Here is a 25,340-nt window from a genome sequence, read left to right on the forward strand (position 1 = left end):
ATTATCCCTCTGTGACCTTATAACGGGAGAAGATGATGAACGTCGTACGTGCCCATCGCGGCCAGCTGTTTGAATATGGTCCCTTTACCATTCGCCGTCTGCGTCCGGGTGAACGCTTCGGGCCGCTGGCGATTGTCGATATGACGACGCTAAAGCTCGGCGCACGCATCCCGATGCATGAGCACGTTAATGACGACATCCTGAGCTACGTCTGGCGCGGATCGGTGCAGCATACCGATCCCAGCGGTGAACGTACGCCGCTGTCGGCGAAACGCGTCATGGTGGTGAATGCGGGCGAAGGTCTGCGACACGAGGAGTCTGCGCCGCTGATTGAAGCGGAAGTGTTGCAGGCATTTATCCGTCCGGCCCGCGCCGGCGGCGCAGCGAAAACTCAGCTGCTGGAACGCGCTGAGGGCATCGCCCACAATGCCTGGACATGGCTGGCAGGCCCGGAAGGCAGTGCCGCGCCGCTGACGCTGCGCCAGGCGATTCATATTTACGATATTCGTCTGGAACGGGGTAAATCCCTTGATGTGCCCGCTATTCCAGGCTTCGCGCCCTGGCTGGCGGTGCTGGACGGCGTGGTGAATCTGGATGGTCAGCGTCTGCATAAAGGGGATGTGGCTGGCGATACTGAAGCGCTGCCCGCCGTGACCGCCGAGCGCGACGCCACGCTGATCTGTTTCCTGGTGGATGCGCAAGCGACCGGGGTGATGAGCGGCACCATCAGCGGCAGTTGATTACAGCCGGTGGCGCTTTGTTAAGACGGGGAGCAGCATAGCCAAAGGTGCCGAAAGGCCGTAAGCCTTTTGGCAACCAGCTACGCTGCTCGTGTAACGGCGGCGATCAACCTCAGCACCAGACGTTTTTTATTACGTATGGTGCTGAATGCGCTGTAGCCGGTGCCTGAACTGGCGCACCTCTTCACGCGACCAGCAGCGCTCCCTGAACGCCACGTTTTTCACGGGTTCCGGCAGCGGCACACCCTCCAGCGATCCCCGATTACAGTAGGCACGAACCAGCCTCAGCGGTGATACGCCAAGGTAACGTGCAAATTCTGAAAGCGTCATTAACTCACTTTTCATATCCGTCTCCTTTTGCGAATGTATATCTGCATCTTCGATTCCTTTCAGGGCGAGTTGTTTGATCTGGCGCAGTGAAAAAGTGATTAATTTTTGACCCAGGCGTAAAAATTCATATTTCCTTAACTGGCGAAGCGGCGCTTTTTCACCCAGGCTTGAGGCTCTTCTCTTCTGCGTGCGAGGATACGTGAAACCCTTCCTGCTGCTTATCCCTTTACTGTTGCCCGGCCTTGCTGGCGCGCATACCTTTGAAACGGGAAAACCTCTTCCCCCGGTTTTTATCGCTAACGAAGGCGAACTGGTAATGCAGCATGAGATGCTGGGCTATCAGCGCTGGAGCAGCCAGTCGCTGACTGGCAAAGTGCGCATGGTCATTCACGTCGCCGGACGGCTTTCGGCCAAAGAGCAAAATGCGCCGCTGATCGCTGCTATCCAGCAGGCGAACTTTCCGCGCAGCCGCTTTCAGACCACCACCATCGTTAATACCGACGACGCTATTCCAGGCAGCGCCATTTTCGTCGAGCGCAGCATCAGGTCGAGTAAGCACGACGCGCCCTGGCAGGATTTTGTTATCGACAGCAGCGGTGTGGCGCAGAACAGCTGGCAACTGACGCCACACGGCTCCGCCGTGGTTCTGCTGGACAGGCAAGGCAGGGTTCGCTTTGCCAAAGACGGCGCCCTGACGCCGCAGGAGGTTAAGCAGGCCGTCGTTTTGCTTAATCAGATGCTTAACGATGAGCCAGCGCCGCCCGAGGCCGCACTTAGTTCGTGAGTAAAATTATTGTTTTATTGCCACTTATTCCCGTTTTGCTCCTCAGCCTGACAATTCTCGACTACGCTTTATTTCACCGCCGCGTCAAAACAAAACAACCACGCTTAGCGCGCGGCGGATCTAAAAATAACAGGCACTGATTTTTTAATGATGGCTCCTTAAGCGCCACTTTGTTCATTCATTGCAATCACGACAGGCCGACGCTCACCTGCAAGTAAGGACTGCCATCATGACCATTTTTGCTGAAAGAGATCTCACCCTCATCCCCAGCGACCCCCTGATGTTACTGGCCAGCATCGAGCAACGTCTCGATCGGCTGCTGCCGGTTGAAAGCGAACGCGACTGCGTGGGCCTCGCCATGCGCGAAGGCGCGCTGGCGCCGGGTAAACGCATTCGGCCGGTGCTGCTGATGCTGGCTGCTCACGACCTTGGCTACCGCGATGAACTCAGCGGTCTGCTGGACCTCGCCTGCGCCATTGAGATGGTGCATGCCGCCTCACTGATACTCGACGATATCCCCTGTATGGACGATGCCGAACTGCGGCGCGGTCGTCCAACCATTCATCGCCAGTTCGGCGAACCGGTCGCTATTCTGGCGGCCGTCGCCCTGCTGAGCCGCGCCTTTGGCGTGATTGCGCTGGCCGACGGCATCAGCAGCCAGGCGAAGACGCAGGCCGTGGCTGAACTCTCCCACTCCGTTGGCATTCAGGGTCTGGTGCAGGGACAGTTTCGCGATCTGACCGAAGGCGCACAGCCGCGCAGCGCTGATGCTATTCAGCTCACCAATCATTTTAAAACCAGCGCGCTGTTTAGCGCGGCAATGCAGATGGCCTCCGTGGTCGCTGGCGCGCCGCTGGAGTCGCGTGAAAAACTGCACCGCTTCGCGCGGGATCTCGGCCAGGCGTTTCAGCTGCTGGACGATCTGAGCGACGGGCAGAGCGACACTGGAAAAGATGCGCATCAGGACGTAGGGAAATCAACGCTGGTCAATATGCTGGGCAGCAAAGTGGTGGAGAAACGCCTGCGCGACCATCTGCGACGCGCCGATCGCCATCTCGCCTCCGCCTGCAGCAACGGCTACTCCACCCGGCATTTTGTGCAGGCCTGGTTCGAAAAAAAACTCGCTATGGTCGGCTGACCGCGCGTTTCCCGTCTGAGTATATGGAGCAGCAATGAAGGACACGGACCTGACGAAACGCAAAAACGATCATCTGGATATTGTTCTGCGTAACACCACGCCAGCGCCAGGCAGCTTCGCCCGTTGGCAATTCACCCACTGCGCCCTGCCAGAGCTGCATCTGGACCAGATCGATCTGCGCACCCGGCTGTTCAACCGCAGCATGCAGGCCCCTTTTCTTATCAGTTCGATGACCGGCGGCGCAACGCGCGCGCGCGCCATCAATCACCATCTCGCCGAGGCGGCGCAGACGCTTGGCCTGGCGCTTGGGGTAGGCTCGCAGCGCGTGGCGCTGGAAAGCGAGAACAACTTTGGTCTGACGCGCGACCTGCGCCGTATCGCTCCTGATATTCCGCTACTGGCGAACCTTGGCGCGGCGCAAATCCTGGGCGAACAGGGCCGCAGGCTGGCGCTAAACGCGGTAAATATGATTGAAGCGGATGCGCTGATCGTCCATCTGAATCCTCTGCAGGAGGCCTTGCAGCGCGGCGGCGATCGCGACTGGCGCGGCGTGCTGGAGGCGATTGCGCAGCTGGTGAAGTCGCTGCCTGTGCCGGTGGTGGTGAAGGAAGTGGGCGCGGGTATTTCGCCGCAGGTTGCGCAGCGGCTCGCTGAAGCGGGCGTCAGCATGATCGATATCGCGGGCGCAGGCGGCACCAGCTGGGCGGCGGTTGAGGGTGAACGCGCCAGCAATCCGCAGCAGCGCGCGGTGGCGATGGCCTTCGCCGACTGGGGCATCCCGACCGACGAAGCGCTGCGCGCAGTGCGCGACAGGCTGCCCGCTATGCCGCTTATCGCCTCCGGCGGCATCCGCGACGGCATCGATGCGGCGAAAGCGCTGCGGCTGGGCGCGGATATCGTCGGCCAGGCTGCGGCGGTGCTCAGCAGCGCCCTGCACTCCGCCGACGCGGTTATTGCGCATTTTCAGACGCTGATTGAACAGCTGCGGGTCGTCTGCTTCTGTACCGGCAGCGCAAACCTGCGTGAGCTGCGTCTCGCGCCGCTGCAGCGCAGCGGAGAGACGCGATGAGCCATTTCGCGGCAATCGCGCCGCCCTTTTACAGCCATATGCGCGCGCTGCAGGCGCTGGCGCAGACGCTGATCGCGCGGGGCCATCGCGTCACCTTTATTCAACAGGCGGATGCCGCCGCGCTGCTGAACGATGCGGCCGTCGGTTTTCATGCCGTCGGGCTGGAAACGCATCCTGTCGGCACGCTCGACCGCACGCTGCAGCTGGCGGCGCACCCTGGCGGTTTAGGCATTCTGCGTCTGATCGGCGATATGGCCAGCAGCACCGATATGCTGTGCCGCGAACTGCCCGACGCGCTGCGGTCGCTGGCGGTAGATGGCCTGATTGTCGACCAGATGGCGCCCGCCGGCGGGCTGGTGGCGGAGGCGATGCAGATGCCCTTCGTGTCTGTCGCCTGCGCCCTGCCCGTTAACCGCGAAGCGCATTTCCCGTTGCCGGTGATGCCTTTTCTCTGGGGAACCAGCAGCGCCGCGCGGGAGCGATTCGCCTCCAGCGAAAAAATCTATGACTGGCTGATGCGCGGCCACGATCGCGTGCTGGCACATTATGCCCGCGCCTTTGGCCTCGCTGGCGGCCGCCAGCCGCATCAGTGCTTATCGCCGCTGGCGCAGATTAGCCAGCTGCCGCACGCGCTCGACTTTCCGCGCCGCGAGCTGCCCGCGCATTTTCACGCCACCGGCCCGCTGCGCGAGCCTGCGCCATCAACCGCGATGCCGCTGTTTAGCGACGGCAAACAGCCGCGTATTTTCGCCTCTCTCGGCACGCTGCAGGGCGGCCGCTACGGGCTGTTTAAAACCCTGGCGAAAGCCTGCCGCGAACTGAATGCAGAGCTGTTGATTGCCCACTGCGGCGGCCTGAGCGATTTTCAGGCGCGAAAGTTAATGCGCGCTGGCGCGGCGCAGGTCGCCTCTTTTGTCGATCAGCGCGCCGCGCTGGCGCAGGCGGACGTAGCGATCACTCACGGCGGCCTGAATACGGTGCTGGACGCGGTGGCGCAGGGAACGCCGCTGCTGGCGATCCCGCTGGCCTTTGACCAGCCCGGCATCGCCGCGCGTCTGACGCACCATGGGCTGGGCATTCGCGCCTCACGCTTCGCCACCAGCCATCAGATTGCGCGCCGTCTGGGTCGCTTGCTGCAGGATCGGGCGATTAAACAGCGTATGTCACTGCTGCAACCGCAGCTGGCAGCCCTCGGCGGCGTTGAGCGCGCGGCCGATATCACCGAACGCGCGCTGCTGACGCGCCAGCCAGTTCGCGCGGAGAAAAATTATGACATCGCAGTATGATCTGCTGTTGCTGGGGGCGGGGCTGGCGAACGGTCTGCTGGCGCTGCGTCTTAAGCAGCAGCAGCCAGACCTGCGCGTGCTGGTACTGGATGCCGACGCCAGAGCGGGTGGGAATCACACCTGGTGCTTTCACGCCGACGATCTCAGCGACCAGCAGCATCAGTGGATCGCGCCGCTGGTGGCGCACCACTGGCCGCACTACGAAGTGCGTTTTCCTCAGCTGACGCGCCAGCTCGACAGCGGCTATTTTTGCGTAACCTCATCGCGCTTTGACGAGGTGCTGCGCGCAGCGCTCGGCGACGCGCTGCGGCTTAACCAGACCGTCGCCTGCTGCGGGCCTGACCATGTTCAGCTCGCCAGCGGCGAAGTGCTGCGCGCCCGCGCCGTGATTGACGGTCGCGGCTATCAGCCTGACGCCGCTCTGCAAATCGGCTTTCAGGCCTTTGTTGGGCAGGAGTGGACGCTTAGCCAGCCTCATCAGCTTGAAGGGCCGATTCTGATGGACGCTACCGTCGACCAGCAGGGCGGCTATCGTTTCGTCTATACGCTTCCGCTCTCGCCGACGCGGCTGCTGATCGAAGATACGCACTACATCGATGACGCCTCGCTGGCGGCGGCGCAGGCGCGTCAGAATATCTGCGATTACGCCGCACGTCAGGGCTGGCAGCTGGCGACGCTAGTACGCGAAGAACGCGGCGCGCTGCCGATTACGCTGGCGGGCGACTTCGAACGTTTCTGGCATCATCGTCAGCCCTGCGTTGGCCTGCGCGCCGGGCTTTTCCATCCCACTACCGGCTATTCGTTACCGCTGGCGGCGTCGCTGGCGGACGCGCTGGCGACGGAACAGGATTTTTCCCCTGACGCGCTTGCCCCGCGTATTCACCGCTTCGCCCAGGCGGCGTGGCGGGAACAGGGCTTCTTTCGCATGCTTAACCGCATGCTGTTTCTGGCCGCCGATGCGGATCAACGCTGGCGCGTTATGCAGCGTTTTTACGGTCTGTCGGAGGGACTGATCGCCCGATTTTACGCCGGGCGGCTTACCCTGGCCGACCGGGCGCGCATTCTTAGCGGCAAGCCGCCGGTGCCGGTGCTGGCGGCGATACAGGCTATTCTCACTCAACCTTCTGGACGAAGAACATTACGATGAAGCAGACCACGGTAATTGGCGCAGGATTTGGCGGACTGGCGCTGGCGATTCGCCTGCAGGCGGCAGGCATTCCAACGCGACTGCTGGAGCAGCGCGACAAGCCGGGCGGCCGCGCTTACGTTTATCAGGATCAGGGCTTTACCTTTGATGCTGGCCCAACGGTTATTACCGACCCCAGCGCCATCGAGGAGCTGTTCACGCTGGCGGGCAAATCGATGCGCGACTACGTTGAGCTGCTGCCGGTCACGCCTTTCTACCGGCTCTGTTGGGAGTCGGGCGAGGTGTTTAGCTATGACAACGATCAGGCGCGGCTGGAGGCGGAGATCCATAAATTCAATCCGCGCGACGTAGCAGGCTATCAGCGCTTTCTCGACTACTCGCGCGCGGTGTTCGCCGAAGGCTATCTTAAGCTCGGCACCGTTCCCTTTCTGTCGTTTCGCGATATGCTGCGTGCCGCCCCTCAGCTGGCGCGTCTACAGGCGTGGCGCAGCGTCTACAGCAAGGTGGCGAGCTTTATTGAGGATGATAAGCTGCGCCAGGCTTTCTCTTTTCACTCTCTGCTGGTTGGCGGCAACCCTTTCGCTACCTCCTCCATCTATACCCTGATCCATGCGCTGGAGCGGGAATGGGGCGTCTGGTTTCCGCGCGGCGGCACCGGCGCGCTGGTACAGGGCATGCTGCGACTGTTTCAGGATTTAGGCGGCACGCTGGAGTTGAATGCGCGCGTCAGCCATATCGAAGCGAAGGATGCCGCGATTTCCGCTGTGCATCTGCAAGATGGCCGGGTGTTTGAGACACGCGCGGTCGCCTCCAATGCCGATGTGGTGCATACCTACAGCGACCTGCTTGGCCAGCACCCCGCCGCTGCGGCTCAGGGCAGAAAACTGAAAGGCAAGCGCATGAGCAACTCGCTGTTCGTGCTCTATTTCGGCCTGAATCATCATCACGATCAGTTGGCGCACCACACTGTCTGCTTCGGCCCGCGCTACCGCGAGCTGATTGATGAAATCTTTAACCACGACGGACTGGCGGAGGATTTTTCCCTCTATCTGCATGCGCCCTGCGTCACTGACCCTTCGCTTGCGCCGCCAGGCTGCGGTAGCTATTACGTACTGGCACCGGTTCCTCATCTTGGCACCGCCGACCTTGACTGGAGCGTAGAGGGGCCGCGCCTGCGCGATCGCATTTTCGCCTATCTGGAAGAGCACTATATGCCCGGCTTGCGCAGCCAGCTGGTAACGCACCGCATGTTTACGCCGTTCGATTTTCGCGACGAGCTTAATGCCTATCAGGGCTCCGCCTTTTCCGTTGAACCGATTTTGCGGCAGAGCGCCTGGTTCCGGCCGCATAACCGCGACAGCCACATTCGCAATCTCTATCTGGTTGGCGCGGGCACGCATCCGGGAGCAGGCATTCCTGGCGTGATCGGCTCAGCCAAAGCGACCGCAAGCCTGATGCTGGAGGATCTGCATGAATAATCCGACGCTGTTGCACCATGCGGTAGAGACGATGGAAGTAGGCTCAAAGAGTTTCGCCACCGCGTCTAAGCTGTTTGATGCGAAAACGCGCCGCAGCGTGCTGATGCTCTACGCCTGGTGCCGCCACTGCGACGACGTGATTGACGATCAGCAGCTGGGCTTTCCTGGCGACCTCCCCTCGACGCAAACGCCGCAGCAGCGGCTGGCTCATCTGGAACTTAAAACCCGCCAGGCTTATGCGGGCGCGCAAATGCATGAACCGGCTTTCGCCGCCTTTCAGGAGGTGGCGCTCGCCCATGATATCTCTCCGGCTTACGCCTTCGATCATCTGGAGGGGTTCGCCATGGACGTGCGTGGCGCGCGTTATGAAACCTTTCAGGATACGCTGCGCTACTGCTACCACGTCGCAGGGGTGGTAGGACTGATGATGGCGCAGATTATGGGCGTACGCGACGCGGCCGTACTGGATCGCGCCTGCGATCTCGGCATCGCCTTTCAGCTGACCAACATTGCGCGCGATATTGTCGAAGATGCCCGGGTCGGGCGCTGTTACCTGCCGGAAAGCTGGCTGGAGGAGGCCGGACTGGATCGGCTTCACTTCGCCGATCGCCATCATCGCCCAGCGCTGGCGAGGCTGGCGCGCCGTCTGGTGAGCGAGGCGGAGCCTTACTACGCTTCCGCCTCGGCCGGACTCGCCGGATTGCCGCTGCGCTCCGCCTGGGCGATTGCTACGGCGAAAGAGGTCTATCGGCGCATCGGGGTAAAGGTGTATCGCGCGGGGGAAACCGCCTGGGATTGCCGCCAGTCCACCAGCAAACAGGAGAAGCTCCTGCTGCTGGCGGCTGGCGCGGCGCAGGCGGTCAAATCTCGGGCGGCCGTTTCGCCGCCGCGTCCGGCTGAGCTTTGGCAGCGTCCGCGTTAGCCTGACGCCCGTGTCGCTGACGCAGCGTCGCCTGTAATTTTGACAGCGGCGGCGCATAGAGGAAGCCGAATGAAACGCAGTCTTCCCGACCGCGCACCGCATGATGCATACGATGCGCCATATAGAGCCGTTTAAAGTAGCCGCGGCGCGGAATGTACTTAAAGGGCCAGCGCTGATGGACCAGGCCGTCATGCACGATAAAATAGAGCAGCCCATAGAGCGTCATGCCTGCCCCTATCCACTGTAACGGCCAGACGCCGCGGCTGCCCAGGTAGATCAACGCAATCGCCAGTAAGGCGAATACCACCGCGTAAAGATCGTTGATTTCAAACCAGCCGGAATGCGGCTCATGATGCGACCGATGCCAGCCCCATCCCCATCCATGCATAATATATTTGTGCGACAGCGCGGCAGTAATTTCCATCGCGACGACGGTCAGCAACACGATCAAAGTATTCCACAACCACAGCATAATCTCTCCCGTCAGTGCATCCTGCAAGCCAGCGCCAGCTGGCCCTCATCAGCTGCGGCATCCCGCAGGCGAACCTTAAGTCTAGGCTATGGCCTGTAATTCGCCGCAGGGTTTAACCGCATTATCCGCGCCGCCGCGCGATGCAAAATCGGTGAATTTCCGGCATTAGCACAAAAGGCAATGGCGCGAGCGGCCTGCGCTGCCGTAGACTGCGGCGGCAAAAAAACAAAACAGGGATTACAACAAGATGAAACTTTTCTACAAAGCGGGCGCCTGTTCGCTGACTACCCATATCATTCTGCACGAAGCCGGTTTGCCGCATACCTCCGTCGCGGTGGATTTGAAAACCAAACGTACCGCAGAAGGCGAAGATTTTCTGGCGATCAACAGCAAGGGCTATGTGCCGGCGCTGCAGCTGGATAATGGTCACGTACTGACCGAAGGCGCCGTAATCGCGCAGTACCTGGCAGACCTGAAGCCGGAAAGTAATTTGCTGGCGGCAAGCGGCGAAGCGCGCTATGCGGTGCTGGAGTGGATGAACTTTATTTCAACCGAACTGCACAAGGGTATCGGCGCTTTCTTTAATCCGGCCATAACGCCAGAGTGGAAGGCGGCGGCAACCGCCACGCTGACCAAACGCCTTGACTGGCTGGCGGAAGCGCTGGGCGATAACAGCTTCCTTTACGCTAACCATTTCACCATTGCCGATGCGTATCTCTTCAACGTGCTGAGCTGGTTCCGCGTGGTTGACTTCAGCCTGGATCGCTGGCCGGCGCTGCAACGTTTTGCTGCGACCCATGCGCAGCGCCCGTCTGTGATCGCCGCCATGAAGTCGGAAGGTCTGCTGTAATAAAACAGCGCGCCCGACGGGCGCGCTCTTCAATCAGAAATCCGCTTTCAGCACGATGCGATAGTGCGCCTTACCGGCGCGCAGGTGATCGAGCGCGTCGTTGATTTTCGACATCGGGAAGTATTCCACGGTTGGCGCGATATCTGCGCGCGACGCCAGACGAAGCAGCGAACGCAGCTGACCCGGCGAGCCGGTAGATGAGCCAGTAACCGCGCGATCGCCCGTGATAAGCGTAAACGCAGGCACCTCAAACGGCTTCATCACTGCGCCGACGGTATGGAACTTGCCTTTCGCCGCCAGCGCCTGGAAATAGGGCTGCCAGTCGAGATCGACCGCGACGGTGCTGATAATCAGGTCAAACTGGCCCGCCAGCTTTTTCAGCGCTTCCGGATCGCGGCTGTTAACGACGTAATCCGCACCCATCTGCTTAATGGTTTCGGTTTTAGCGGGCGACGAGCTGAACGCCGTCACTTCCGCGCCGAGCGCGCGCAGCAGTTTAATCGCCATATGGCCGAGTCCGCCAATGCCGATTACGCCAACACGGCTGGTAGCGGTAATGTTGTGCATCAGCAGCGGTTTAAAGACGGTGATGCCGCCGCACAGCAGCGGGCCTGCGGTGGCGGGATCCAGGTTTTCCGGCAGCGGGATCGCCCATTGCCAGTTAGCGCGTAGATGACTGGCGAAACCGCCATGATTGTTGATGGTAGAGACTTTGTTGTTTACGCAGTTTACCTGCTCGCCGTTGATGCAGGCGTCGCAGTGCTGACAGCTCTTGGCCGTCCAGCCGATGCCCACGCGCTGGCCAATGTTCAACCCTTTATTTTTGGCGCTGTCGCCCAGCGCGACCACGCGGCCAATCACCTCATGGCCTGCGATCAGCGGATAGGTCGAGCCGCCCCACTCGTTATCGATCATGGACAGATCGGAGTGGCACACGCCGCAGTAATCGACTTCAACTTCGACATCTTCCGCCGCCAGCGGGCCGGGATCGTACTCATAAGGTTGAAGCGCTTCTCCAGCCTTCATCACTGCGTAACTTTTAAATTTCATGCTTTCCTCGCTGATATAGTGAATGCGCTCAGGGCATTTTGGCGCTAAAGCTGTCCGCGACCGTCACGAACTGCCCGCCGCCAAGATGATGCAGAGTGTGCAGCGCGCGGTTTTCGGCGCTGAAATGCCAGCGCCCCTCATAAAAGACGCGGCTGTCAGCCGCCGCCGCGACAACTTCGCCGAACAGCGTGTCGTAGTTTTGCTGCGCTTCTGTTGCCGGCAGCAGCCGGCACTCCAGCCAGGCGACGCAGCTCTCTTCCAGCAGCGGCACGCCCAGCTCGGGGCCATTGATGGCCTGAATGTTATAGGCGGCGAATTTATCGTGATCGCGTCCTGAGGTATTGCCGACCGCATAGGTCAGATCGGCAAAGGCAGCAGCCGGGACGCAGACGCCAAATGCACCGCTCGACTCGATCAGCTCGCGCGACCAGGTTGCTTTATCCACCACAATAGCCACGCGCGGCGGAGTGAACTCTACCGGTGTAGACCAGGCGGCGGCCATCACATTGCGGCGTTGCGTTTGCGGATGCTGGCTGGTAATCAGAATGGTAGGACCATGGTTAAGCAGGCGGCTGGCGTGCTGAAGCGCCACCGGTTGGAAATGCGACATATCGATTCCTTACTGAAATTGACGCACACTGCTTTGCACATCATAAATTGCTGTAAACGTTTTACTTTACGCGTTTTCGCTATTTGAGGTTTACCGCTGCGTGCCGGGCCATTTTTATAAGAGATCGTGGTTCAACGGCGTGCGAAAAGCGTGGCGCGCTGCGGTCATCAGCTGATCGGCCGTCACTGTGGGGGGCAGCCGCATCAGGACTTTGCTGGCCTGCCAGTAACACAACACCATAATTTCGTCCGTTTCGCTTTCTGCCAGCTCTCTCAGCCGCGCGCGCAGCGAGAGTACGTTCAGCGTTTGCTGCTCGTCCAGCATCTCTTCGATAGTCTTGTTTATGACATCGTGGATTATCTTCCAGGAAAGATTAGTAAGCAAAATCAACCTCTTCTAGCCCTTTCCGGCTCGGGAGCTGTTATAACTTTTACTGCGCAGACAAAACGTCTGCGGATGAGTTAATGTTAATCTGGCATTAACTATAGTCGTATCGCCGGGCTTTCGGCGACTTTTACATAGTGGGATTATCACAGTGAAAGCGTTTTCAGAAATGAAGAGGATTTCGTGGTAAACCGCGGTCTGGCCCACTGCTTTAGCACCGGCGTCGCGCCAGCCGAAAGTGAGTGACCAGCTTTCGCAGAAGCCATTATTCGAGAGGGAACAGGAGTCATGATGAGTACAGAACGTTTGCATGCCGATCCGCTGATCTGGGGAGATGGACCGCGCGTTTTCGAAGTTTTTCTGGAGCCTACCTGCCCGTTTTCCGTCCGCGCGTTTAATAAGCTTGATGTGCTGCTTGAATACGTTGGCGAAAATGAAATGACGCTAAAAATTCGTCTGCATTCGCAGCCGTGGCATCTCTATTCAGGCGTAATTGTGCGATATATTCTGGCCGCTTCGACGCTGCCGCAAGGGAAACAAGCTGCCAGAGCGGTGCTGAAAGCGGTGGCCGATCACCGTGAAGAGTTTGAATTTACTGACCACTGCCGCGGGCCGAATATGCAAACCACGCCTGAAGAGATTGTTGAGCGCTTAAAGCAGTACAGCGGCATTGACGCTCGCGCGCCTTTCGACCGAGCAGAACTGCAAAATGAGATTAAATGGCACTGTAAATATGCGCGACAAAACGGCGTGCACGTCTCGCCTGGTTTTATGATTAACGGGCTTATTCAGCCTGATATGGGCAGCGGTGATGAGGTTAGCGAGTGGGCTAAACGCTTAATGGCATGATGGGGTTTCACCTGCTTATTCCGCAGGCAAATTAAAGGTTTGATCGGTGTCGTTATCTTCGTAAGCAGGTATTTCTACATCGTCCGGTAAGGGTTCTGTATCGGGACGTTCTGACATCTTTTACCTCCTCATATCACCGCTGAAAAACTTAACATATCGCTACATCACTGCTTCTTTCAGACGCCTTTTGGACAAAACGCGTCAGAGAGTAAAAATTCGCTGTTATACCGTTTCGCCTGCCCACTGAAATGGTTGTTCGATCAGGCAATTACGCAGGTTAAATAAACAACGAAGCGCGCGACAGGTTTCGGTTACATCTGGCAATATAATAAACTACTGAAACTAGCTGCGATGCCGATAAATTGATATGTGCAGACGGGGAGGTCGACAGCGAGCCAACACCAGGGCAAATGCGTCGACTTCCCCGCTGCAGCTGTTCTAATTCAGGCCTGCCGGTCTCCCGGCAGGCTGAATAAGCGCACGTTACGGACGTTTCAGCAGCGGATCGACTTTATCCTTGTCCTCAACCCCTGCCACACCGCTTCTTTCGACGATGCGACCATCAGCATCGGTTTCGTTCAGAGCGCCAGTGGTACCCGTAGTTGGGTTCAGAGCGCCGGTGGTACCAGCGGTTTTCGCAGTGGTGCCGCCTGTTAAAGGCGCGTCTGCTGCGAGCGTGTTATCCGCGTGGTCGATATCCACTTCCTGGCGGCGGACAGAATCAGTGATGTTTTCAACGCGCTCGCTCTGATCTTTGCGAACCACCACTTCTTCTTTGATATGCGCCGTTTTGTTTATTACCGGCTGCTCATGCGTTTCCGCCACTTCAATGGTTTTCTCTTCCCAGTCAACGTCACCCGTTGCAGCCAGATTGCCTGTTGAACGGCGGAAAATATCGGCATGCTGTTCCTGCAGAGAAATGTCTTCCGATACCTGATCGGTAACGGTATAGCGGCGCACGCGCGTGGTCCCTTCGCTGACCAGACGCTTACCGACTTCCAGACGCTCCTCGGCAAGGCGCAGCACTTCTTCTTCACTTTCATCGCCGGTCAGAGAGGTACGAACCGGCTCAGTCACACCGCTGTTTACACCCGAAGTAGTCTGCGCGGCTGAAACGGTGTAACCGTCATCCTGCCCCAGTCCATTTCCTGGCGGCAGTTCACCGGTATCATGCGCATCGAGCACGCTGTAGGCACGCGGCAGCTGATCTTCATTGGCGCGCAGCGTCAGTACCACGCTGCCTGAGTTCATCGCATCTTCATACACGCCGCTTTGCTCTTCATCTACTGAGTTGCCGAACAGACGCTGCCAGAAGCCAGGATGACGGGCCTCGTGTCCTTCCGATTTCAGACGTTCGCCAGAAATCACATCAATATCGTGCTCTGCAAAACCCGCTTTAATCAGGCTACGCTTTGCGCCTTCTGCCTGTGCCAGGGTACTGAACATCGTTACGATCTTTTCGTGTGCCATGATTTCCTCCTGCGTGATGATGGCTTTAGGTGTCGTCTTTTTTCCGGTCAATTTCGACATGCTGTTTACGTAATGAAACGGTCTCCTCCCAGGGAACCTCTTCCTGCGTTCGCCGGATATGCAACTCCTCTTTCAAAACCAGCCTGCGAATCACTTCAACCTCTTCTTCCACCACTGGAACGATAAGGACGCCATCTTCTTCCCTGATATCCGGCATAGACGCAATGCGCTCGTTTTTCGGCACATGCGTGACCTCAACATTTTCCCGGCGTAACATCAGACTTACTGGCTCGTGATGGGTAGAAGTCTGGCGTTTAACAGTGACATAGCTATCCAGAACCTCTTCCCGCGATACGGTCAGCTTTTCTTCAGCCAGATGCAAAACTTCCTCTTTTGCATGTGGATGTTTGTCTTTGTTTGAAGAAGAAGCCATATTTGACCCTTAATGAAATGCCCGGTTGAAATAAACACCCTGATATAATCAAATCAAAAGCATTTACAACTAAAGAAATTTAAGTGTGAATCAAAACCCAGCCGTTGCAAGCCAGACGGCAAAAAAAACTAGAATAATTAAAAATCCGAACCAGGGGATATAAAAGCAAAAATATTGCGAATGATAAATTATTCAGCCCAGCCAACGACTTATTGCCTGATTAAGCCCTCCTGACGCGCGGTGCTAATTCAGGAAAATTCCTACCACATAAAATTTTTAATTTAGCTACGCCACCCAAACAACCCACCCAACCTGATGATTTACAATAACTTTATATATAGAGAAAAATAATCAGCATAAAGAATATGTAAAAATATGTCAGCGCGTTAGTAATTACGTCTGTAACCAGAAATTAGCCTTGATCGAATGACTTTAATAATTACTGGCTGATATTAACCGTCCAGAAAAAGGCTAAAATCCATGAGTAAAATGTGGAACAGGTTGCGGTGGAGGTCTTTTGTTTAGCAGGACAACTTAGCTTAATGAAAAGCAGAGCGCCCTGCCGCCGGGGCGCTGTATATGGCGCATTGCGGCAGAGCGGATTAATTATTTATCGTCAAAAAAACTCTCTGGCAATTGTCCTGGCGCGCGGTCAATTACGCTGTCATTGTCCGGGCCTTCATTTTTCATATAGGTTACTTCTGCAAACTCAGGAATGATGACGTAGGGATAGGCAGGCCCTTCATCTCTGAAGCGATGCATATCCTCTATAAATTCATTTTGATAGCAGATGGTCTTTTCAGGGTGCTGGCCCTCACCGGCAATCCACTGCGGAAAGAAAATCGTGCCGTGTAGCAGCTTGCGGTTTAAATCAAAGAGCAGGCTGACGCAGGTGCCGGTTGGTTCATGCCAGTCAACCTTAAAGATGCCAGGCGCAAACTGTACGGCATTCATCTTCTGATGCGTTACCCAGCGCCCGCCTACCAGGCCCTTATGGATGCGGTAATCGCAGGTTGTTTCATTGCGTGCATACCACTCATATTTCCAGCCGTTATCGTAGGTATAGACAAAATGCGTCCCGACAAACTGCGAAAGATCGCGGGATGACTCGTTAATCGAAGCAATAGACATGGCTTACCTCATGTTAGCAGTAAGAAGAACGCTGGCCCGGCGCGCAGAGCTGCGTTTTCGTGAAGCAGTGGATGCTAATCTTTAACCGGCTCACTTATTATTGATGAGGATCAGCTATTCACCACTTGCATGAACGTCAGGGCGAACTCAGAAAGGCAAAAAGGCTAAACCTTCCTTCAACGCAGCGCGGCTTTTTCCTCAGAGCCTCTCTCTTTTCCTTCTTTCCGCACAGCAGATGCTTGCCTGACAGCGGCAGGCTTACCATAATCGTTATCTATTTTTCTTTATAACGAGTAACCAAATGAAAAAGTTAGTGCTTTTAGCGCTGGTTAGCGGCGCTATTTGCAGCGCCTCGGCGATGGCGACTGATATCCGCGTTACCTACGCAGGCTCTATGGGTAAGGTGATGGATGAGAGCTTAGGCCCGGCGTTCGCCAAAGCGAACCACGGCAGCTATCAGGGACAAGGCCAGGGCGCCTACGGCATGGCGCGCCTGCTGGCGAGCAAAAAAATCACCGCCGACGTCTTTGTCTCAATCACGCCAGGGCCAATGCAGATCCTGAAGGACGCAGGCCTGATCGATAACGCGGTGCCGGTCGCCAGCACCAGTATGGTGATCGCCTACAGTCCGAAAGGCCCGTATGCGCAAAAATTTGCCGCCGCGGCGAAAGCGAACGATGCAGGCTGGCTTGAAGTGCTGGCGACGCCGGGCCTGAAGTTCGGCCGCACCGATCCGGTCAACGATCCTAAAGGTCAGAATATCGTCTTCACCCTGCTGCTGGCGGAGAAGTATTACCACAAGCCGGGCGCTGCCGACAAAATTATGGGTGGCGTACAGAATCCAGCGCAAACGCATCTGGAAGGCGGCCTGCTGGCGCGGCTGGAGAGCGGTCAGGTAGACGCCGCAGCGGGTTACGAAAGCGAAGTGATCTCTGCGCATCTGCCTTATGTCGCGCTGCCGGACGAAATCAATCTGAGCAATCCGGCGCAGGCCAAAAAATGGTACGACACCGTGAGCTTTACCCTTAAAGACAGCAAAGGTGAGGAGAAAACGCTGCATACTCAGCCGCTGGTTTACTATGCGGCGGTGCTGAAAAACGCGCCTCACGGGGAAGCAGCGGGTAAAGCCTTTGTGGATTTTATGCTGAGCAAATCGGGACAGGCGCTTTTCCAGCAGAATGGCTACGCCGCGCCTAAAGGTGATGCGATTTACCCGTAATGAAGCGCTCTCCTTCTACCGCGTTATGGTTATCGCTGCCAGCACTGCTGATGCTGGCAGTGCCTTTTCTGACGCTGATTGCCATTACGCACTGGCGGAATTTCCATCTGGCCTGGGGCGACGGCGACGCTATCGCGACGTCGACCGGGCTGGGACTTATTGCCCTGCTGCTGATTATCGTGAGCGGCCTGCCCGTCGCCTGGTGGCTGTCGCAGGCGCGAGGTAAAGCGCGGGCGGTGGTAGAACTTCTGGTGCTGATCCCGCTGCTGACGCCGCCGCTGGCGATGGGCATTCTTCTGGTTCGCGCTTATGGCCCATACGGGCCGGCCGGCTCGCTGCTGGCGCGGCTGGGCATCGCGCTGGTCAATAATCCTGCCGCCTTTGTGCTGGCGCAGTGGTATGGCGCACTGCCCTACTTTATTACGGCGGCGCGATCCGCTTTTGCCGCCGTACCTGTTGCTATTCTGGAAGCGGGCCGCACGCTGGGCGCGTCACCGTGGCAGCGTTTTCTTCGGCTTTCTCTGCCCCTCGCCGCGCCAGGCCTGGCCTCGGCGGTAGCGCTGGCCTGGGTTCGGGCTATCGGCGAATTCGGCATTGTGATGATCTTTGCCTATTTCCCGCAGGGCATTCCGGTTAAGCTCTACAACAATTTGCAGAATGATGGCGTCGATGCGGTGTACGTGCTGCTGTGGCTGCTGTTGTTGTTTACCTTACCTTTGCCGCTGGCCTGCTTTGCGCTTGTACGTCGCTACGCGCGCGACAGGCAGCCGCGCGCACCCGATCGGGAGTGATCTGATGTCCGTTTCGCTGGAGCAGTTAACCGATAAATATCCTGAGGCGCACGTATGGGCGTTCGGCGACTCAGCCGAACTGGCCGATCGTCTGGTTACGCTGGTGATTGCCGGTAAAAAAGTGGCGAGCTGTGGCTCGCTGCAGTCGTGGAGTGAGGACGAGGCGAAGCCGCAGCCTGGCGGCTACAGCATTGTGCTGGATGGCGCGGGTCAGCCGCGCTGCGTCATCCGCACAACGGGCCTGTTCTTAACTCGCTTTGACCGCTTGACGCCGGAAATGGCGATGCTGGAAGGCGAAGACGATCTCAGCCTGGAAAGCTGGCGTCGCGAGCATCAGCGCTTTTTCCAAAGTGAAGGAACCTTTCATCAAGAGATGGAGCTGGTGTTTGAAACTTTTCAGCTGATCGAGGTGGTGTAGCCCGGGCGATAACAGTGAGCCTTTTTCGACAGGCCAGAGTCAGCAGAGTAGTGTGATTTTGCAAAGTTGCCGACATTACAGTAACTGGATTAAGTTGGTAACTTTCACATCGCAAACGGTAAATCTGTCTGCCAGACTGCGCTTCTATTGTTAACCGGGCGAAGGGCCAATAAAGAACTTGCATCTTAATACTACTATGAAGAGCTGGCTCGCTAACTTAAAGCTCAGGCAATAAAGAGTGGCATCAGTGCTGGATTCAAATATAATCCGCCTTTACTTTTTATAAACTATGACTTGAGCTTTTATGAACGCAAGCCAGACCAACTCTCGTTATCGTCTTGATATCGATGGGTTACGCGCCGTCGCTGTTATTTTTGTTATTGTCTTTCATGCAAATCCAGACTGGTTGAACTCAGGGTTTATTGGCGTAGATATTTTTTTCGTCATATCGGGTTACCTGATTAGCGGCATTATTCTTACGCAGATACAAGAAAAGCGCTTTTCATTGAGCCGCTTTTTTGTTAGCCGCATGTGGCGTATCCAGCCAGCTCTGATTCTGGTATCAATAGCGACACTTCTTGCTGCATCAATTTTATATGTCGTTCCTGATTATCTTAATTTTCTTAAAAGCGCAAAATACACCAGCCTTTTTCTCTCAAATCAGTACTTCGCAAAGCAGTCTGTTGCTTACTCCTCCCCAGAAAGCCAATATTTCCCGCTGCTTCATACATGGTCTTTATCGGTAGAATGGCAGTGGTACCTTTTCCTTCCACCGGTTCTGTTAACCAGCTTTTACCTGGCGAAGCGTAGTCATTGGGTGGTGGAAGGCCCGCAAAAAAAGGGGCTTTATACAACCTTAACCTGGTTAGCTGTCACTGTTATTTTGAGTGGCTTATCTATGGTCATTAGTCATAAATCACTCGGCGGAGTCTATTATTTTCTCACGACGAGGGCTTTCGAATTTACTGCTGGAGGTTCGGTTTTCCTTCTTAGCAGACTCATTTCCTCTGCGCGTCCTTGCATTTTGTCTGTGCTCGGTGGTCTTTCACTTATTACGCTTCTGCTCATCGCCCTTCAGAAGGGCGTTCTTAACAGTTACCCTGGCTTCTGGACACTGGCCGTTGTGCTGGCTTCTGCTGTGCTGCTTTTTTCAGGCAATTACCAGGAGAAAATCATATCGGGGCTGCTGGGGTTATATCCGCTCGTTCTGATCGGTCGTTTATCCTACTCTCTTTATCTGTGGCACTGGCCCGTTTTTGCATTTTGTCGCTATCTTGGTATTAACCTTGCTGGTTATTCTCTGATTCTCTCGTTAACAGGCATTATCGCTCTTTCAGCTGGCAGCTATTATCTTATTGAGGCTCCACTCAGAAAGAAACGTTTATCCTTCAAATGGACGTTTTTAATTTTGTTCCTGGTTCCTTTATTAATTTTTAACGGACTCTACACTCTTGCCGTGAAACATGGAGGCTTTCCTGCACGCCTTGGCGCAAGTTACGCCCGTCAGCAACATGTTCTTGACCAATACCTGGCTAAAGCCGGTCGCAGAGAGAGTTGCCTCAATAATAGTAATGACCCAGGTAGTTGTCAGCTGGGTAATACTCAAAGCGCACGCACCGCACTGATGATTGGTGATTCAAACTCCAATCATTTTTGGGGTTTCTTTGACGTATTAGCCAAAGCGGCAAATATCAGGGTAAGCGCTTTAAGCGCTTCATCATGCCTTACGCTTCCTGGAATCTGGCAATTTGACTGGTGGATTTATAAAAATCAGCCTTACTCAGAATGTCACGATCGGACTCAGCATTATTTCCAGCTGATTAAACAAAATCATTATAACTATGTAATAATAGGCGAGATATGGGAACAGTACGCCAATGGCCCTTACCTGATTAATAATATCAATGATAACCGCTCGGAGGCCTTGTCTAAATCGAGGATGAATCAGGCTGTGAGAGAAGCACTTGATATCATTATTGCCTCTGGCGCACGTCCTGTCTTCATCAAGACTATTTATCCTATGCCGTCCGGGTATCAGGAATGCATCAGCCGCCAGGCAGTGAAACGTGCAGATTTTGTTCGCGAAACGTGTAATGAACCAAGAGCGCTGCCTGATGAGGAGCCATATATAGCGTCGCTATTTACTCAACTAAAAAAAGAATACCCCTCTTTAATGATTATTGATCCTAAGGCTATTCAGTGCCCGAATGGCCAGTGTATCAGTCAGATTGACGGCATACCTTTATATCGTGATGTAGGACATCTGACAGATTACGCTTCATATCGTTTTGGAGACATATATTTACAGAGATACGGAAACCCGTTTAATCATTAAGCTCAGGCTGCGTCAGGTGAGCAAGTTCTGAAAAACAAATTATTATTGCCGCTGCTTTCAGACAGCGGCCTGTCAGAAGCCTTAATTTTAAAAATTATGGCTTCTGACTTTCCATCGCAAGATATTGATTAGCCTTTAGGTCTGTTAACCTGCATTACGCTGGAAATGGCTGTTAACAAAGGCGCGGCAGCGCGGCGAAATGGGATCAAGGAAAACCTGCTCTGGCGCGCCCTCTTCTTCAATCATTCCCTGATGCAGAAATACCGCTTTGTTCGATACGTCGCGCGCAAAGCCCATTTCATGGGTCACGATAATCATGGTGCGGCCCTCCTCCGCCAGCCCGCGGATCACGCGCAGCACTTCACCCACCAGCTCCGGATCGAGCGCCGAGGTTGGCTCATCAAACAGAATTGCCTTCGGCTGCTGCGCCAGCGCGCGCGCAATCGCCACACGCTGCTGCTGGCCGCCCGACAGCTGCGATGGCCAGGCGTCGCGTTTCGCATAAAGCCCTACCTTGTGCAGCAGCGTCTCCGCCTCTTCCGTCGCCTCTTTCAGGTTTAGCTTCTGTACATGCACCGGCGCTTCAACAATGTTCTGCATCACCGTCTTATGCGGCCAGAGGTTAAAGCTCTGAAACACAAAGCCGAGCTGCATGCGCATCAGCTTGATACGCTGGCGCTGCGCGCGATTAAGTTTTTCGTCGGGATTATCCAGCGTTACGCTGTTCTCGCCCACGGCGATAACGCCCGCCTGTGGCACCTCAAGAAAAGGAATACAGCGCAGCAGCGTGCTTTTGCCCGAGCCGCTGGCGCCGATCAGAGAGATAACATCGCCATCCTGTGCCGTCAGGCTGATGTCGTGCAGCACTTCATGTCCCGCATAGCTTTTTCTGAGATGGCTCAGCATGATGGTTGGTTGGGTCATGAACGTGCTCCAAAATAATAGGGGGAGAGGCGTCGCTCCAGCACCGAGACGCCTTTGCTCACCAGCATGCTGAGCAGCAGATAGATCGCCGCAGCGCTGAGGAAGACTTCCAGCGCGCGAAAGGTAGAGGAGACAATAGAGTCGGCGATGCCGGTCATCTCCATCAGGCTGATGGTGCTGACCAGCGAGGTGGATTTAAGCATAGAGATGATTTCATTACTGTAAGCGGGCAGCGCCTGACGAATGGCAATGGGCAGCGTAATGCGGGTAAATACCTTATGCGAAGGCATGCCGCATACTCTGGCCGCTTCCAGCGACTGGCGACTGACCGCATTCAGCCCGCCACGCAGGATCTCCGAGGTATAGGCCGCATCGTTAAGGATAAGGGCCAGCAACCCGCACCAGTAAGGATCGCGCAGCAACGGCCACAGCACGCTTTCCCGCACCGCCGACAGGCTGCCCAGCCCGTAATAAATCATAAAAATCTGAATCAGCAGCGGCGTGCCGCGAAACTGCCAGACGTAAAGCCGGGCGAAATAGCTGCCGACGCGCGTCTGACGCAGCAGGTTCAGCCCCAGCGCCAGCAGGCCACCGCCAAGCAGCGACAGCACCGCCAGGTTAATGGTCAGCGGCAAGCCTTTGAGCAGCGCAAGCAGGGTTTCCTGCAAAAAAGGGATATCCATTGGCTTTCCTTACACGTTGGCGCGCTGCTGGCCGCGCATCGCAAACTTCTCGACGGCGCGGAAGACCCAGTCGGAACAGGTTGTAATAATCAGATAGATCACGGCGCCGACGCTGTAGAAGAAAAAAGACATCTGCGTGGAGTTGGCGGCCGTGGTGATCTGGTTCATGGTTTCTACCAGCCCGGTCACTGAAACCAGCGCCGACTCCTTGATCACCGACTGCCACTGATTGCCCATACCCGGCAGCGCGGTGCGCAGCGCCTGCGGCACGATCATGCGGCGGAACAGCATTAGCCGCCCCATGCCCGTCACCGTCGCCGCTACCAGCGTGCCGCCTGGAATAGCGTAAAACGCGCCGCGAAATACGCTGCTCTGATAGGCACCAGAGATCAGGCCTATGGCGATAGCGCCGGCGATAAAGCCGTTGATATCGAAAGGCCCCTGCATGCCCAGCGCCGTACCGACCGAGGAGATGACCTGGCGACCGCCGAAGTAAAACAGGTAGATCACCAGCAACTCAGGTACGCCGCGAAACACCGTGATATAGCCCGCCGCAAGACGCTGCTGCCAGCGCGAACCGGCAATCTGCATCCAGCACAGCAGGCTGCCCAGTACCGCGCCCAGTAGCCAGGCGCAGAGTGAAACGGTCACCGTCACCGTGGCGGCGCTCAACAGCACGCCGCCCCACCCCTCGTCGCCGAAGCCAATCAGCTGCCAGTCAATTTGCATAAACATGGGCTATCAGGCTTTCGGCGCGACGTCTTCGCCGAACCACTTCACGGAGAGCTTGCTCAGCGTGCCATCTTTAATCATCGCGGAGAGCGCTTCATCCAGCGCCCCCTTCAGCTCAGCGTTACCTTTGCGCAGACCAATTGCCGATCCCGCACCCAGCAGACCGCCGCTAAAACCATAGCCGCTGCTGCTGATGGCATCCGTATGCTTCTTCACAAAGGCGTTGAGGTTGGTACGTGACGCCATTACCGCGTCTACGCGGCCATTCATCAGGTCGGCAAAGGTTTCTGGCCCCGCCTGGTAAGTGCGAATAGTGGCGACGTCGCCCAGATACTTCTGCAGGAAATCCGCCTGAATAGTGGCGACCTGCACCGCAATGGTCTTGCCTTTAAACGTGGTTTTCAGTTCATCGATCGCTTTCTGCATTCCCGCCGCGTCATCAGCCTTCACCACGACGCCGCTGCCGGGCAGGGTCGCCAGAGGCGAGCTTTTGGAAGTAACAAAGCTGGAGATGCTGACGGTGTATTGCTGCGTAAAGTCGATGGCTTCGGCGCGTTTCGGCGTGACCGTCACCGCGTCGATAACGGCGTCATATTTGCCGTCGATAAGGCCTGGGATTAAGCCTGACCACTTCTGGGCGCTGATTTCATATTTAAAGCCGACGCGCTTCGCCAGCTCAGCCACGATGTCAGGTTCATAGCCGACGATCTTGCCGTTCGGCGTGGTCTGGTTAAACGGAGGATAGCTGCCTTCGGTGGCAAACTTCAGGGTGCCGAAATCTTTTGCCTGGCTGAGCGCCGGCGCAGCCAGTAAACCCAGTGCCAGCGTGGCCGTGAACAGACCTTTGCGCATCATCATAGTGAGATCCTCAGTTGTTATTGTTAGTAAGCAGATCGACGGCCAGGCGCACCAGCGCCTGCGTACCGACGGCAATGCTGCGCTCATCCGGCTGATAGTCGGAGTTATGCAGATGATCGTTGCGGCCCGGCGTGGCGGAACCGATATGGATCTGGCAGCCCGGCGCGCGCGCGGTAAAGAGTGAAAAGTCTTCCGCGCCGAAGCTGTCGCTCGGTTTCGCGACAACGGGTTTGCCAAACTGATGGGAAAGGATGCTTTCCAGCGCATCAATCAGTCGATCGTCATTCATCAGCGGCGGCACGCCGCGCAGATAGTCAACCTCAATGCGCACGTTCATCGCCAGCGCGACCCCTTCACATACGCGTCGGAAGGAGGCCTCCATATCGGCGCGTACCTGTGGCGATTTGGTGCGGATGGTGCCCTGAAGCAGGCAGCTGTCAGGAATAATGTTATGGGTGGTGCCGCCCTGAATATGGCCGATAGTCAGCACAGCGGAGTGAGCCGGATCGCGTTCGCGCGAGATCAGCGTTTGCAGCTGGCCAATCAGATACGCCGTAGCAACGATAGGATCGACGCCCATATGGGGCCGCGCGGCATGGGTAGAGATGCCATACACACGCACGTCGAACTCGTCGCTCGACGCGGTACTGCCGCCGCGCGTCAGGGCCACTTCCCCGGCCATCAGCTCCGGCTTGTTATGCAACGTGACGGCCCAGTCGACGCCCTCGGCAGCGCCGTCGGCGATCATCGCTTCCGCGCCGCTTTCCGGCGTTTCCTCCGCTGGCTGGAAGATCAGCCGCACCCTGCCTGCTAACTGCTGGCGGTAACGCGGCAGGATGGCGGCGACGCCAAGCAGCGTCGCGGTATGCAGATCGTGTCCGCAGGCGTGCATTTTGCCTGGGATAGTGCTGCTGAAAGGCAGGCCGGTCTGCTCCTGGATCGGCAGCGCATCCATATCGGCACGCAACAGCAGCGTTTTACCCGGCTGCGCACCGATAATATCGGCCATGACGCCGGTTCGGCCGATACCCGTTTGCGGCGCTAATCCATACTCGCGTAGCCAGGCCGCAACGATGTCAGCGGTACGCACCGTGTCGAAGCCGAGCTCTGGATGGGCATGAATATCGCGCCGTATGGCGATCAGTTGCGGCTCAATCTCTGCCGCTCTGGCGCTAATTTCCCTGGCCAGCATTGCTTTTTTATCAGTCATGATTCGCCTGCGGAGTGCCCTTTTGGC

At 56.7% G+C, this 25,340-nt stretch carries 27 protein-coding genes; 14 read left to right on the top strand and 13 right to left on the bottom strand.

The window, feature by feature from the left end; genetic code table 11:
* The first annotated feature begins 35 nt into the window (after nucleotides 1-35).
* Entirely contained in the window at nucleotides 36-740 is a 705-nt protein-coding gene (locus MHZ89_RS13535; RefSeq protein WP_311783407.1) for a pirin family protein, read from the top strand.
* A gap of 132 nt (nucleotides 741-872) precedes the next feature.
* Here the strand turns inward: MHZ89_RS13535 and MHZ89_RS13540 are convergent, their stop codons facing one another.
* A complete protein-coding gene (locus tag MHZ89_RS13540; protein ID WP_311783408.1) occupies nucleotides 873-1,085 on the bottom strand; it encodes a hypothetical protein in 213 nt (70 codons plus the stop codon).
* Nucleotides 1,086-1,269: 184 nt separating this feature from the next.
* Between MHZ89_RS13540 and MHZ89_RS13545 the strand changes: the two genes are divergently transcribed.
* From MHZ89_RS13545 to crtB, 7 genes are all read left to right on the top strand, one after another.
* Nucleotides 1,270-1,854, top strand: coding sequence for a YtfJ family protein (locus tag MHZ89_RS13545; RefSeq protein ID WP_311783409.1), 585 nt, complete (start codon nucleotides 1,270-1,272; stop codon nucleotides 1,852-1,854).
* 280 nt (nucleotides 1,855-2,134) lie between these two features.
* Nucleotides 2,135-2,992 carry a polyprenyl synthetase family protein gene (locus MHZ89_RS13550; RefSeq protein WP_409373288.1) on the top strand — a complete coding sequence of 286 codons (858 nt, stop codon included), beginning with the start codon at nucleotides 2,135-2,137 and terminating at the stop codon, nucleotides 2,990-2,992.
* Nucleotides 2,993-3,026: 34 nt separating this feature from the next.
* A complete protein-coding gene (gene fni / locus MHZ89_RS13555; RefSeq protein WP_311783411.1) occupies nucleotides 3,027-4,061 on the top strand; it encodes a type 2 isopentenyl-diphosphate Delta-isomerase in 1,035 nt (344 codons plus the stop codon).
* The gene (locus tag MHZ89_RS13560; protein ID WP_311783412.1) at nucleotides 4,058-5,347 is read left to right on the top strand and encodes a glycosyltransferase; all 1,290 of its coding nucleotides are present in this window, start codon (nucleotides 4,058-4,060) and stop codon (nucleotides 5,345-5,347) included. The genes fni and MHZ89_RS13560 overlap by 4 nt, the downstream gene beginning before the upstream one ends.
* The gene (gene crtY / locus MHZ89_RS13565) at nucleotides 5,331-6,494 is read left to right on the top strand and encodes a lycopene beta-cyclase CrtY (RefSeq protein WP_311783413.1); all 1,164 of its coding nucleotides are present in this window, start codon (nucleotides 5,331-5,333) and stop codon (nucleotides 6,492-6,494) included. Before MHZ89_RS13560 ends, crtY begins: the two co-directional genes overlap by 17 nt.
* Nucleotides 6,491-7,972: a phytoene desaturase gene (locus tag MHZ89_RS13570; protein WP_311783414.1), complete on the top strand. Its 1,482-nt coding sequence runs from the start codon at nucleotides 6,491-6,493 to the stop codon at nucleotides 7,970-7,972. Before crtY ends, MHZ89_RS13570 begins: the two co-directional genes overlap by 4 nt.
* Complete coding sequence (crtB, locus tag MHZ89_RS13575) at nucleotides 7,965-8,894, top strand: 15-cis-phytoene synthase CrtB (RefSeq protein ID WP_311783415.1); 930 nt, start codon at nucleotides 7,965-7,967, stop codon at nucleotides 8,892-8,894. Before MHZ89_RS13570 ends, crtB begins: the two co-directional genes overlap by 8 nt.
* On the opposite strand, the gene MHZ89_RS13580 is transcribed toward crtB, so the two are convergent.
* Nucleotides 8,833-9,366, bottom strand: coding sequence for a sterol desaturase family protein (locus MHZ89_RS13580; protein ID WP_311783416.1), 534 nt, complete (start codon nucleotides 9,364-9,366; stop codon nucleotides 8,833-8,835). The two genes, crtB and MHZ89_RS13580, sit on opposite strands and share 62 nt — an antisense overlap.
* 247 nt (nucleotides 9,367-9,613) lie before the next feature.
* On the opposite strand from MHZ89_RS13580, the gene gstA reads away from it, so the two are divergent.
* Nucleotides 9,614-10,216: a glutathione transferase GstA gene (gstA, locus tag MHZ89_RS13585; protein WP_311783417.1), complete on the top strand. Its 603-nt coding sequence runs from the start codon at nucleotides 9,614-9,616 to the stop codon at nucleotides 10,214-10,216.
* Between the two features lie 33 nt (nucleotides 10,217-10,249).
* On the opposite strand, the gene MHZ89_RS13590 is transcribed toward gstA, so the two are convergent.
* From MHZ89_RS13590 to MHZ89_RS13600, 3 genes are all read right to left on the bottom strand, one after another.
* Complete coding sequence (locus tag MHZ89_RS13590) at nucleotides 10,250-11,266, bottom strand: NAD(P)-dependent alcohol dehydrogenase (protein WP_311783418.1); 1,017 nt, start codon at nucleotides 11,264-11,266, stop codon at nucleotides 10,250-10,252.
* 28 nt (nucleotides 11,267-11,294) lie between these two features.
* On the bottom strand, nucleotides 11,295-11,876 hold the full coding sequence (locus tag MHZ89_RS13595) for a flavin reductase family protein (RefSeq protein WP_311783419.1): 582 nt from the start codon (nucleotides 11,874-11,876) through the stop codon (nucleotides 11,295-11,297).
* A 114-nt stretch (nucleotides 11,877-11,990) separates the two neighbouring features.
* Complete coding sequence (locus MHZ89_RS13600) at nucleotides 11,991-12,260, bottom strand: hypothetical protein (RefSeq protein WP_311783420.1); 270 nt, start codon at nucleotides 12,258-12,260, stop codon at nucleotides 11,991-11,993.
* A gap of 291 nt (nucleotides 12,261-12,551) precedes the next feature.
* Here MHZ89_RS13600 and MHZ89_RS13605 point away from each other — a divergent pair, with 291 nt between their 5' ends.
* Nucleotides 12,552-13,109 (top strand): thioredoxin, encoded by a 558-nt coding sequence (locus MHZ89_RS13605; RefSeq protein ID WP_311783421.1) that lies wholly within the window; start codon nucleotides 12,552-12,554, stop codon nucleotides 13,107-13,109.
* Nucleotides 13,110-13,592: 483 nt separating this feature from the next.
* On the opposite strand, the gene MHZ89_RS13610 is transcribed toward MHZ89_RS13605, so the two are convergent.
* From MHZ89_RS13610 to MHZ89_RS13620, 3 genes are all read right to left on the bottom strand, one after another.
* A complete protein-coding gene (locus MHZ89_RS13610; protein ID WP_311783422.1) occupies nucleotides 13,593-14,579 on the bottom strand; it encodes a YsnF/AvaK domain-containing protein in 987 nt (328 codons plus the stop codon).
* Between the two features lie 25 nt (nucleotides 14,580-14,604).
* Nucleotides 14,605-15,012, bottom strand: coding sequence for a DUF2382 domain-containing protein (locus MHZ89_RS13615; protein ID WP_311783423.1), 408 nt, complete (start codon nucleotides 15,010-15,012; stop codon nucleotides 14,605-14,607).
* Between the two features lie 606 nt (nucleotides 15,013-15,618).
* Nucleotides 15,619-16,143, bottom strand: coding sequence for a phenolic acid decarboxylase (locus MHZ89_RS13620; RefSeq protein ID WP_311783424.1), 525 nt, complete (start codon nucleotides 16,141-16,143; stop codon nucleotides 15,619-15,621).
* Between the two features lie 301 nt (nucleotides 16,144-16,444).
* On the opposite strand from MHZ89_RS13620, the gene MHZ89_RS13625 reads away from it, so the two are divergent.
* The 4 genes from MHZ89_RS13625 to MHZ89_RS13640 all read left to right on the top strand — a co-directional run bounded on the left by MHZ89_RS13625 (nucleotide 16,445) and on the right by MHZ89_RS13640 (nucleotide 20,906).
* Nucleotides 16,445-17,362 (top strand): extracellular solute-binding protein, encoded by a 918-nt coding sequence (locus MHZ89_RS13625; protein ID WP_311783425.1) that lies wholly within the window; start codon nucleotides 16,445-16,447, stop codon nucleotides 17,360-17,362.
* On the top strand, nucleotides 17,362-18,153 hold the full coding sequence (locus MHZ89_RS13630; protein ID WP_311783426.1) for an ABC transporter permease: 792 nt from the start codon (nucleotides 17,362-17,364) through the stop codon (nucleotides 18,151-18,153). Before MHZ89_RS13625 ends, MHZ89_RS13630 begins: the two co-directional genes overlap by 1 nt.
* 4 nt (nucleotides 18,154-18,157) lie before the next feature.
* Nucleotides 18,158-18,571, top strand: a complete 414-nt coding sequence (locus MHZ89_RS13635; protein WP_311783427.1) for an ASCH domain-containing protein — start codon at nucleotides 18,158-18,160, stop codon at nucleotides 18,569-18,571.
* Between the two features lie 304 nt (nucleotides 18,572-18,875).
* Nucleotides 18,876-20,906: an acyltransferase family protein gene (locus MHZ89_RS13640; protein ID WP_311783428.1), complete on the top strand. Its 2,031-nt coding sequence runs from the start codon at nucleotides 18,876-18,878 to the stop codon at nucleotides 20,904-20,906.
* 144 nt (nucleotides 20,907-21,050) lie between these two features.
* Here the strand turns inward: MHZ89_RS13640 and MHZ89_RS13645 are convergent, their stop codons facing one another.
* From MHZ89_RS13645 to MHZ89_RS13665, 5 genes are read right to left on the bottom strand one after another with little or no spacing between them, the layout of a single operon-like run.
* Nucleotides 21,051-21,830 carry an ATP-binding cassette domain-containing protein gene (locus MHZ89_RS13645; RefSeq protein ID WP_311783429.1) on the bottom strand — a complete coding sequence of 260 codons (780 nt, stop codon included), beginning with the start codon at nucleotides 21,828-21,830 and terminating at the stop codon, nucleotides 21,051-21,053.
* On the bottom strand, nucleotides 21,827-22,513 hold the full coding sequence (locus MHZ89_RS13650; protein WP_311783430.1) for an ABC transporter permease subunit: 687 nt from the start codon (nucleotides 22,511-22,513) through the stop codon (nucleotides 21,827-21,829). Before MHZ89_RS13650 ends, MHZ89_RS13645 begins: the two co-directional genes overlap by 4 nt.
* Before the next feature lie 9 nt (nucleotides 22,514-22,522).
* Entirely contained in the window at nucleotides 22,523-23,248 is a 726-nt protein-coding gene (locus MHZ89_RS13655; RefSeq protein ID WP_311783431.1) for an ABC transporter permease subunit, read from the bottom strand.
* A 6-nt stretch (nucleotides 23,249-23,254) separates the two neighbouring features.
* Entirely contained in the window at nucleotides 23,255-24,103 is an 849-nt protein-coding gene (locus tag MHZ89_RS13660) for a transporter substrate-binding domain-containing protein (RefSeq protein WP_311783432.1), read from the bottom strand.
* Nucleotides 24,104-24,113: 10 nt separating this feature from the next.
* The gene (locus tag MHZ89_RS13665) at nucleotides 24,114-25,313 is read right to left on the bottom strand and encodes a M20 family metallopeptidase (RefSeq protein WP_311783433.1); all 1,200 of its coding nucleotides are present in this window, start codon (nucleotides 25,311-25,313) and stop codon (nucleotides 24,114-24,116) included.
* Nucleotides 25,314-25,340 lie beyond the last annotated feature (27 nt).

Source organism: Pantoea sp. ACRSB, from assembly GCF_022346905.1.
GTDB lineage: Bacteria > Pseudomonadota > Gammaproteobacteria > Enterobacterales > Enterobacteriaceae > Pantoea > Pantoea piersonii.

Bases quoted from the DNA above. Each gene is read 5' to 3' on its own strand.
- MHZ89_RS13535 (WP_311783407.1), top strand. From the start codon at position 36: ATGAACGTCGTACGTGCCCATCGCGGCCAGCTGTTTGAATATGGTCCC.
- MHZ89_RS13540 (WP_311783408.1), bottom strand. From the start codon at position 1,085: ATGAAAAGTGAGTTAATGACGCTTTCAGAATTTGCACGTTACCTTGGC.
- MHZ89_RS13550 (WP_409373288.1), top strand. From the start codon at position 2,135: ATGTTACTGGCCAGCATCGAGCAACGTCTCGATCGGCTGCTGCCGGTT.
- fni (WP_311783411.1), top strand. From the start codon at position 3,027: ATGAAGGACACGGACCTGACGAAACGCAAAAACGATCATCTGGATATT.
- MHZ89_RS13560 (WP_311783412.1), top strand. From the start codon at position 4,058: ATGAGCCATTTCGCGGCAATCGCGCCGCCCTTTTACAGCCATATGCGC.
- crtY (WP_311783413.1), top strand. From the start codon at position 5,331: ATGACATCGCAGTATGATCTGCTGTTGCTGGGGGCGGGGCTGGCGAAC.
- MHZ89_RS13570 (WP_311783414.1), top strand. From the start codon at position 6,491: ATGAAGCAGACCACGGTAATTGGCGCAGGATTTGGCGGACTGGCGCTG.
- crtB (WP_311783415.1), top strand. From the start codon at position 7,965: ATGAATAATCCGACGCTGTTGCACCATGCGGTAGAGACGATGGAAGTA.
- MHZ89_RS13580 (WP_311783416.1), bottom strand. From the start codon at position 9,366: ATGCTGTGGTTGTGGAATACTTTGATCGTGTTGCTGACCGTCGTCGCG.
- gstA (WP_311783417.1), top strand. From the start codon at position 9,614: ATGAAACTTTTCTACAAAGCGGGCGCCTGTTCGCTGACTACCCATATC.
- MHZ89_RS13590 (WP_311783418.1), bottom strand. From the start codon at position 11,266: ATGAAATTTAAAAGTTACGCAGTGATGAAGGCTGGAGAAGCGCTTCAA.
- MHZ89_RS13595 (WP_311783419.1), bottom strand. From the start codon at position 11,876: ATGTCGCATTTCCAACCGGTGGCGCTTCAGCACGCCAGCCGCCTGCTT.
- MHZ89_RS13605 (WP_311783421.1), top strand. From the start codon at position 12,552: ATGAGTACAGAACGTTTGCATGCCGATCCGCTGATCTGGGGAGATGGA.
- MHZ89_RS13610 (WP_311783422.1), bottom strand. From the start codon at position 14,579: ATGGCACACGAAAAGATCGTAACGATGTTCAGTACCCTGGCACAGGCA.
- MHZ89_RS13615 (WP_311783423.1), bottom strand. From the start codon at position 15,012: ATGGCTTCTTCTTCAAACAAAGACAAACATCCACATGCAAAAGAGGAA.
- MHZ89_RS13620 (WP_311783424.1), bottom strand. From the start codon at position 16,143: ATGTCTATTGCTTCGATTAACGAGTCATCCCGCGATCTTTCGCAGTTT.
- MHZ89_RS13625 (WP_311783425.1), top strand. From the start codon at position 16,445: ATGAAAAAGTTAGTGCTTTTAGCGCTGGTTAGCGGCGCTATTTGCAGC.
- MHZ89_RS13630 (WP_311783426.1), top strand. From the start codon at position 17,362: ATGAAGCGCTCTCCTTCTACCGCGTTATGGTTATCGCTGCCAGCACTG.
- MHZ89_RS13635 (WP_311783427.1), top strand. From the start codon at position 18,158: ATGTCCGTTTCGCTGGAGCAGTTAACCGATAAATATCCTGAGGCGCAC.
- MHZ89_RS13640 (WP_311783428.1), top strand. From the start codon at position 18,876: ATGAACGCAAGCCAGACCAACTCTCGTTATCGTCTTGATATCGATGGG.
- MHZ89_RS13645 (WP_311783429.1), bottom strand. From the start codon at position 21,830: ATGACCCAACCAACCATCATGCTGAGCCATCTCAGAAAAAGCTATGCG.
- MHZ89_RS13650 (WP_311783430.1), bottom strand. From the start codon at position 22,513: ATGGATATCCCTTTTTTGCAGGAAACCCTGCTTGCGCTGCTCAAAGGC.
- MHZ89_RS13655 (WP_311783431.1), bottom strand. From the start codon at position 23,248: ATGTTTATGCAAATTGACTGGCAGCTGATTGGCTTCGGCGACGAGGGG.
- MHZ89_RS13660 (WP_311783432.1), bottom strand. From the start codon at position 24,103: ATGATGATGCGCAAAGGTCTGTTCACGGCCACGCTGGCACTGGGTTTA.
- MHZ89_RS13665 (WP_311783433.1), bottom strand. From the start codon at position 25,313: ATGACTGATAAAAAAGCAATGCTGGCCAGGGAAATTAGCGCCAGAGCG.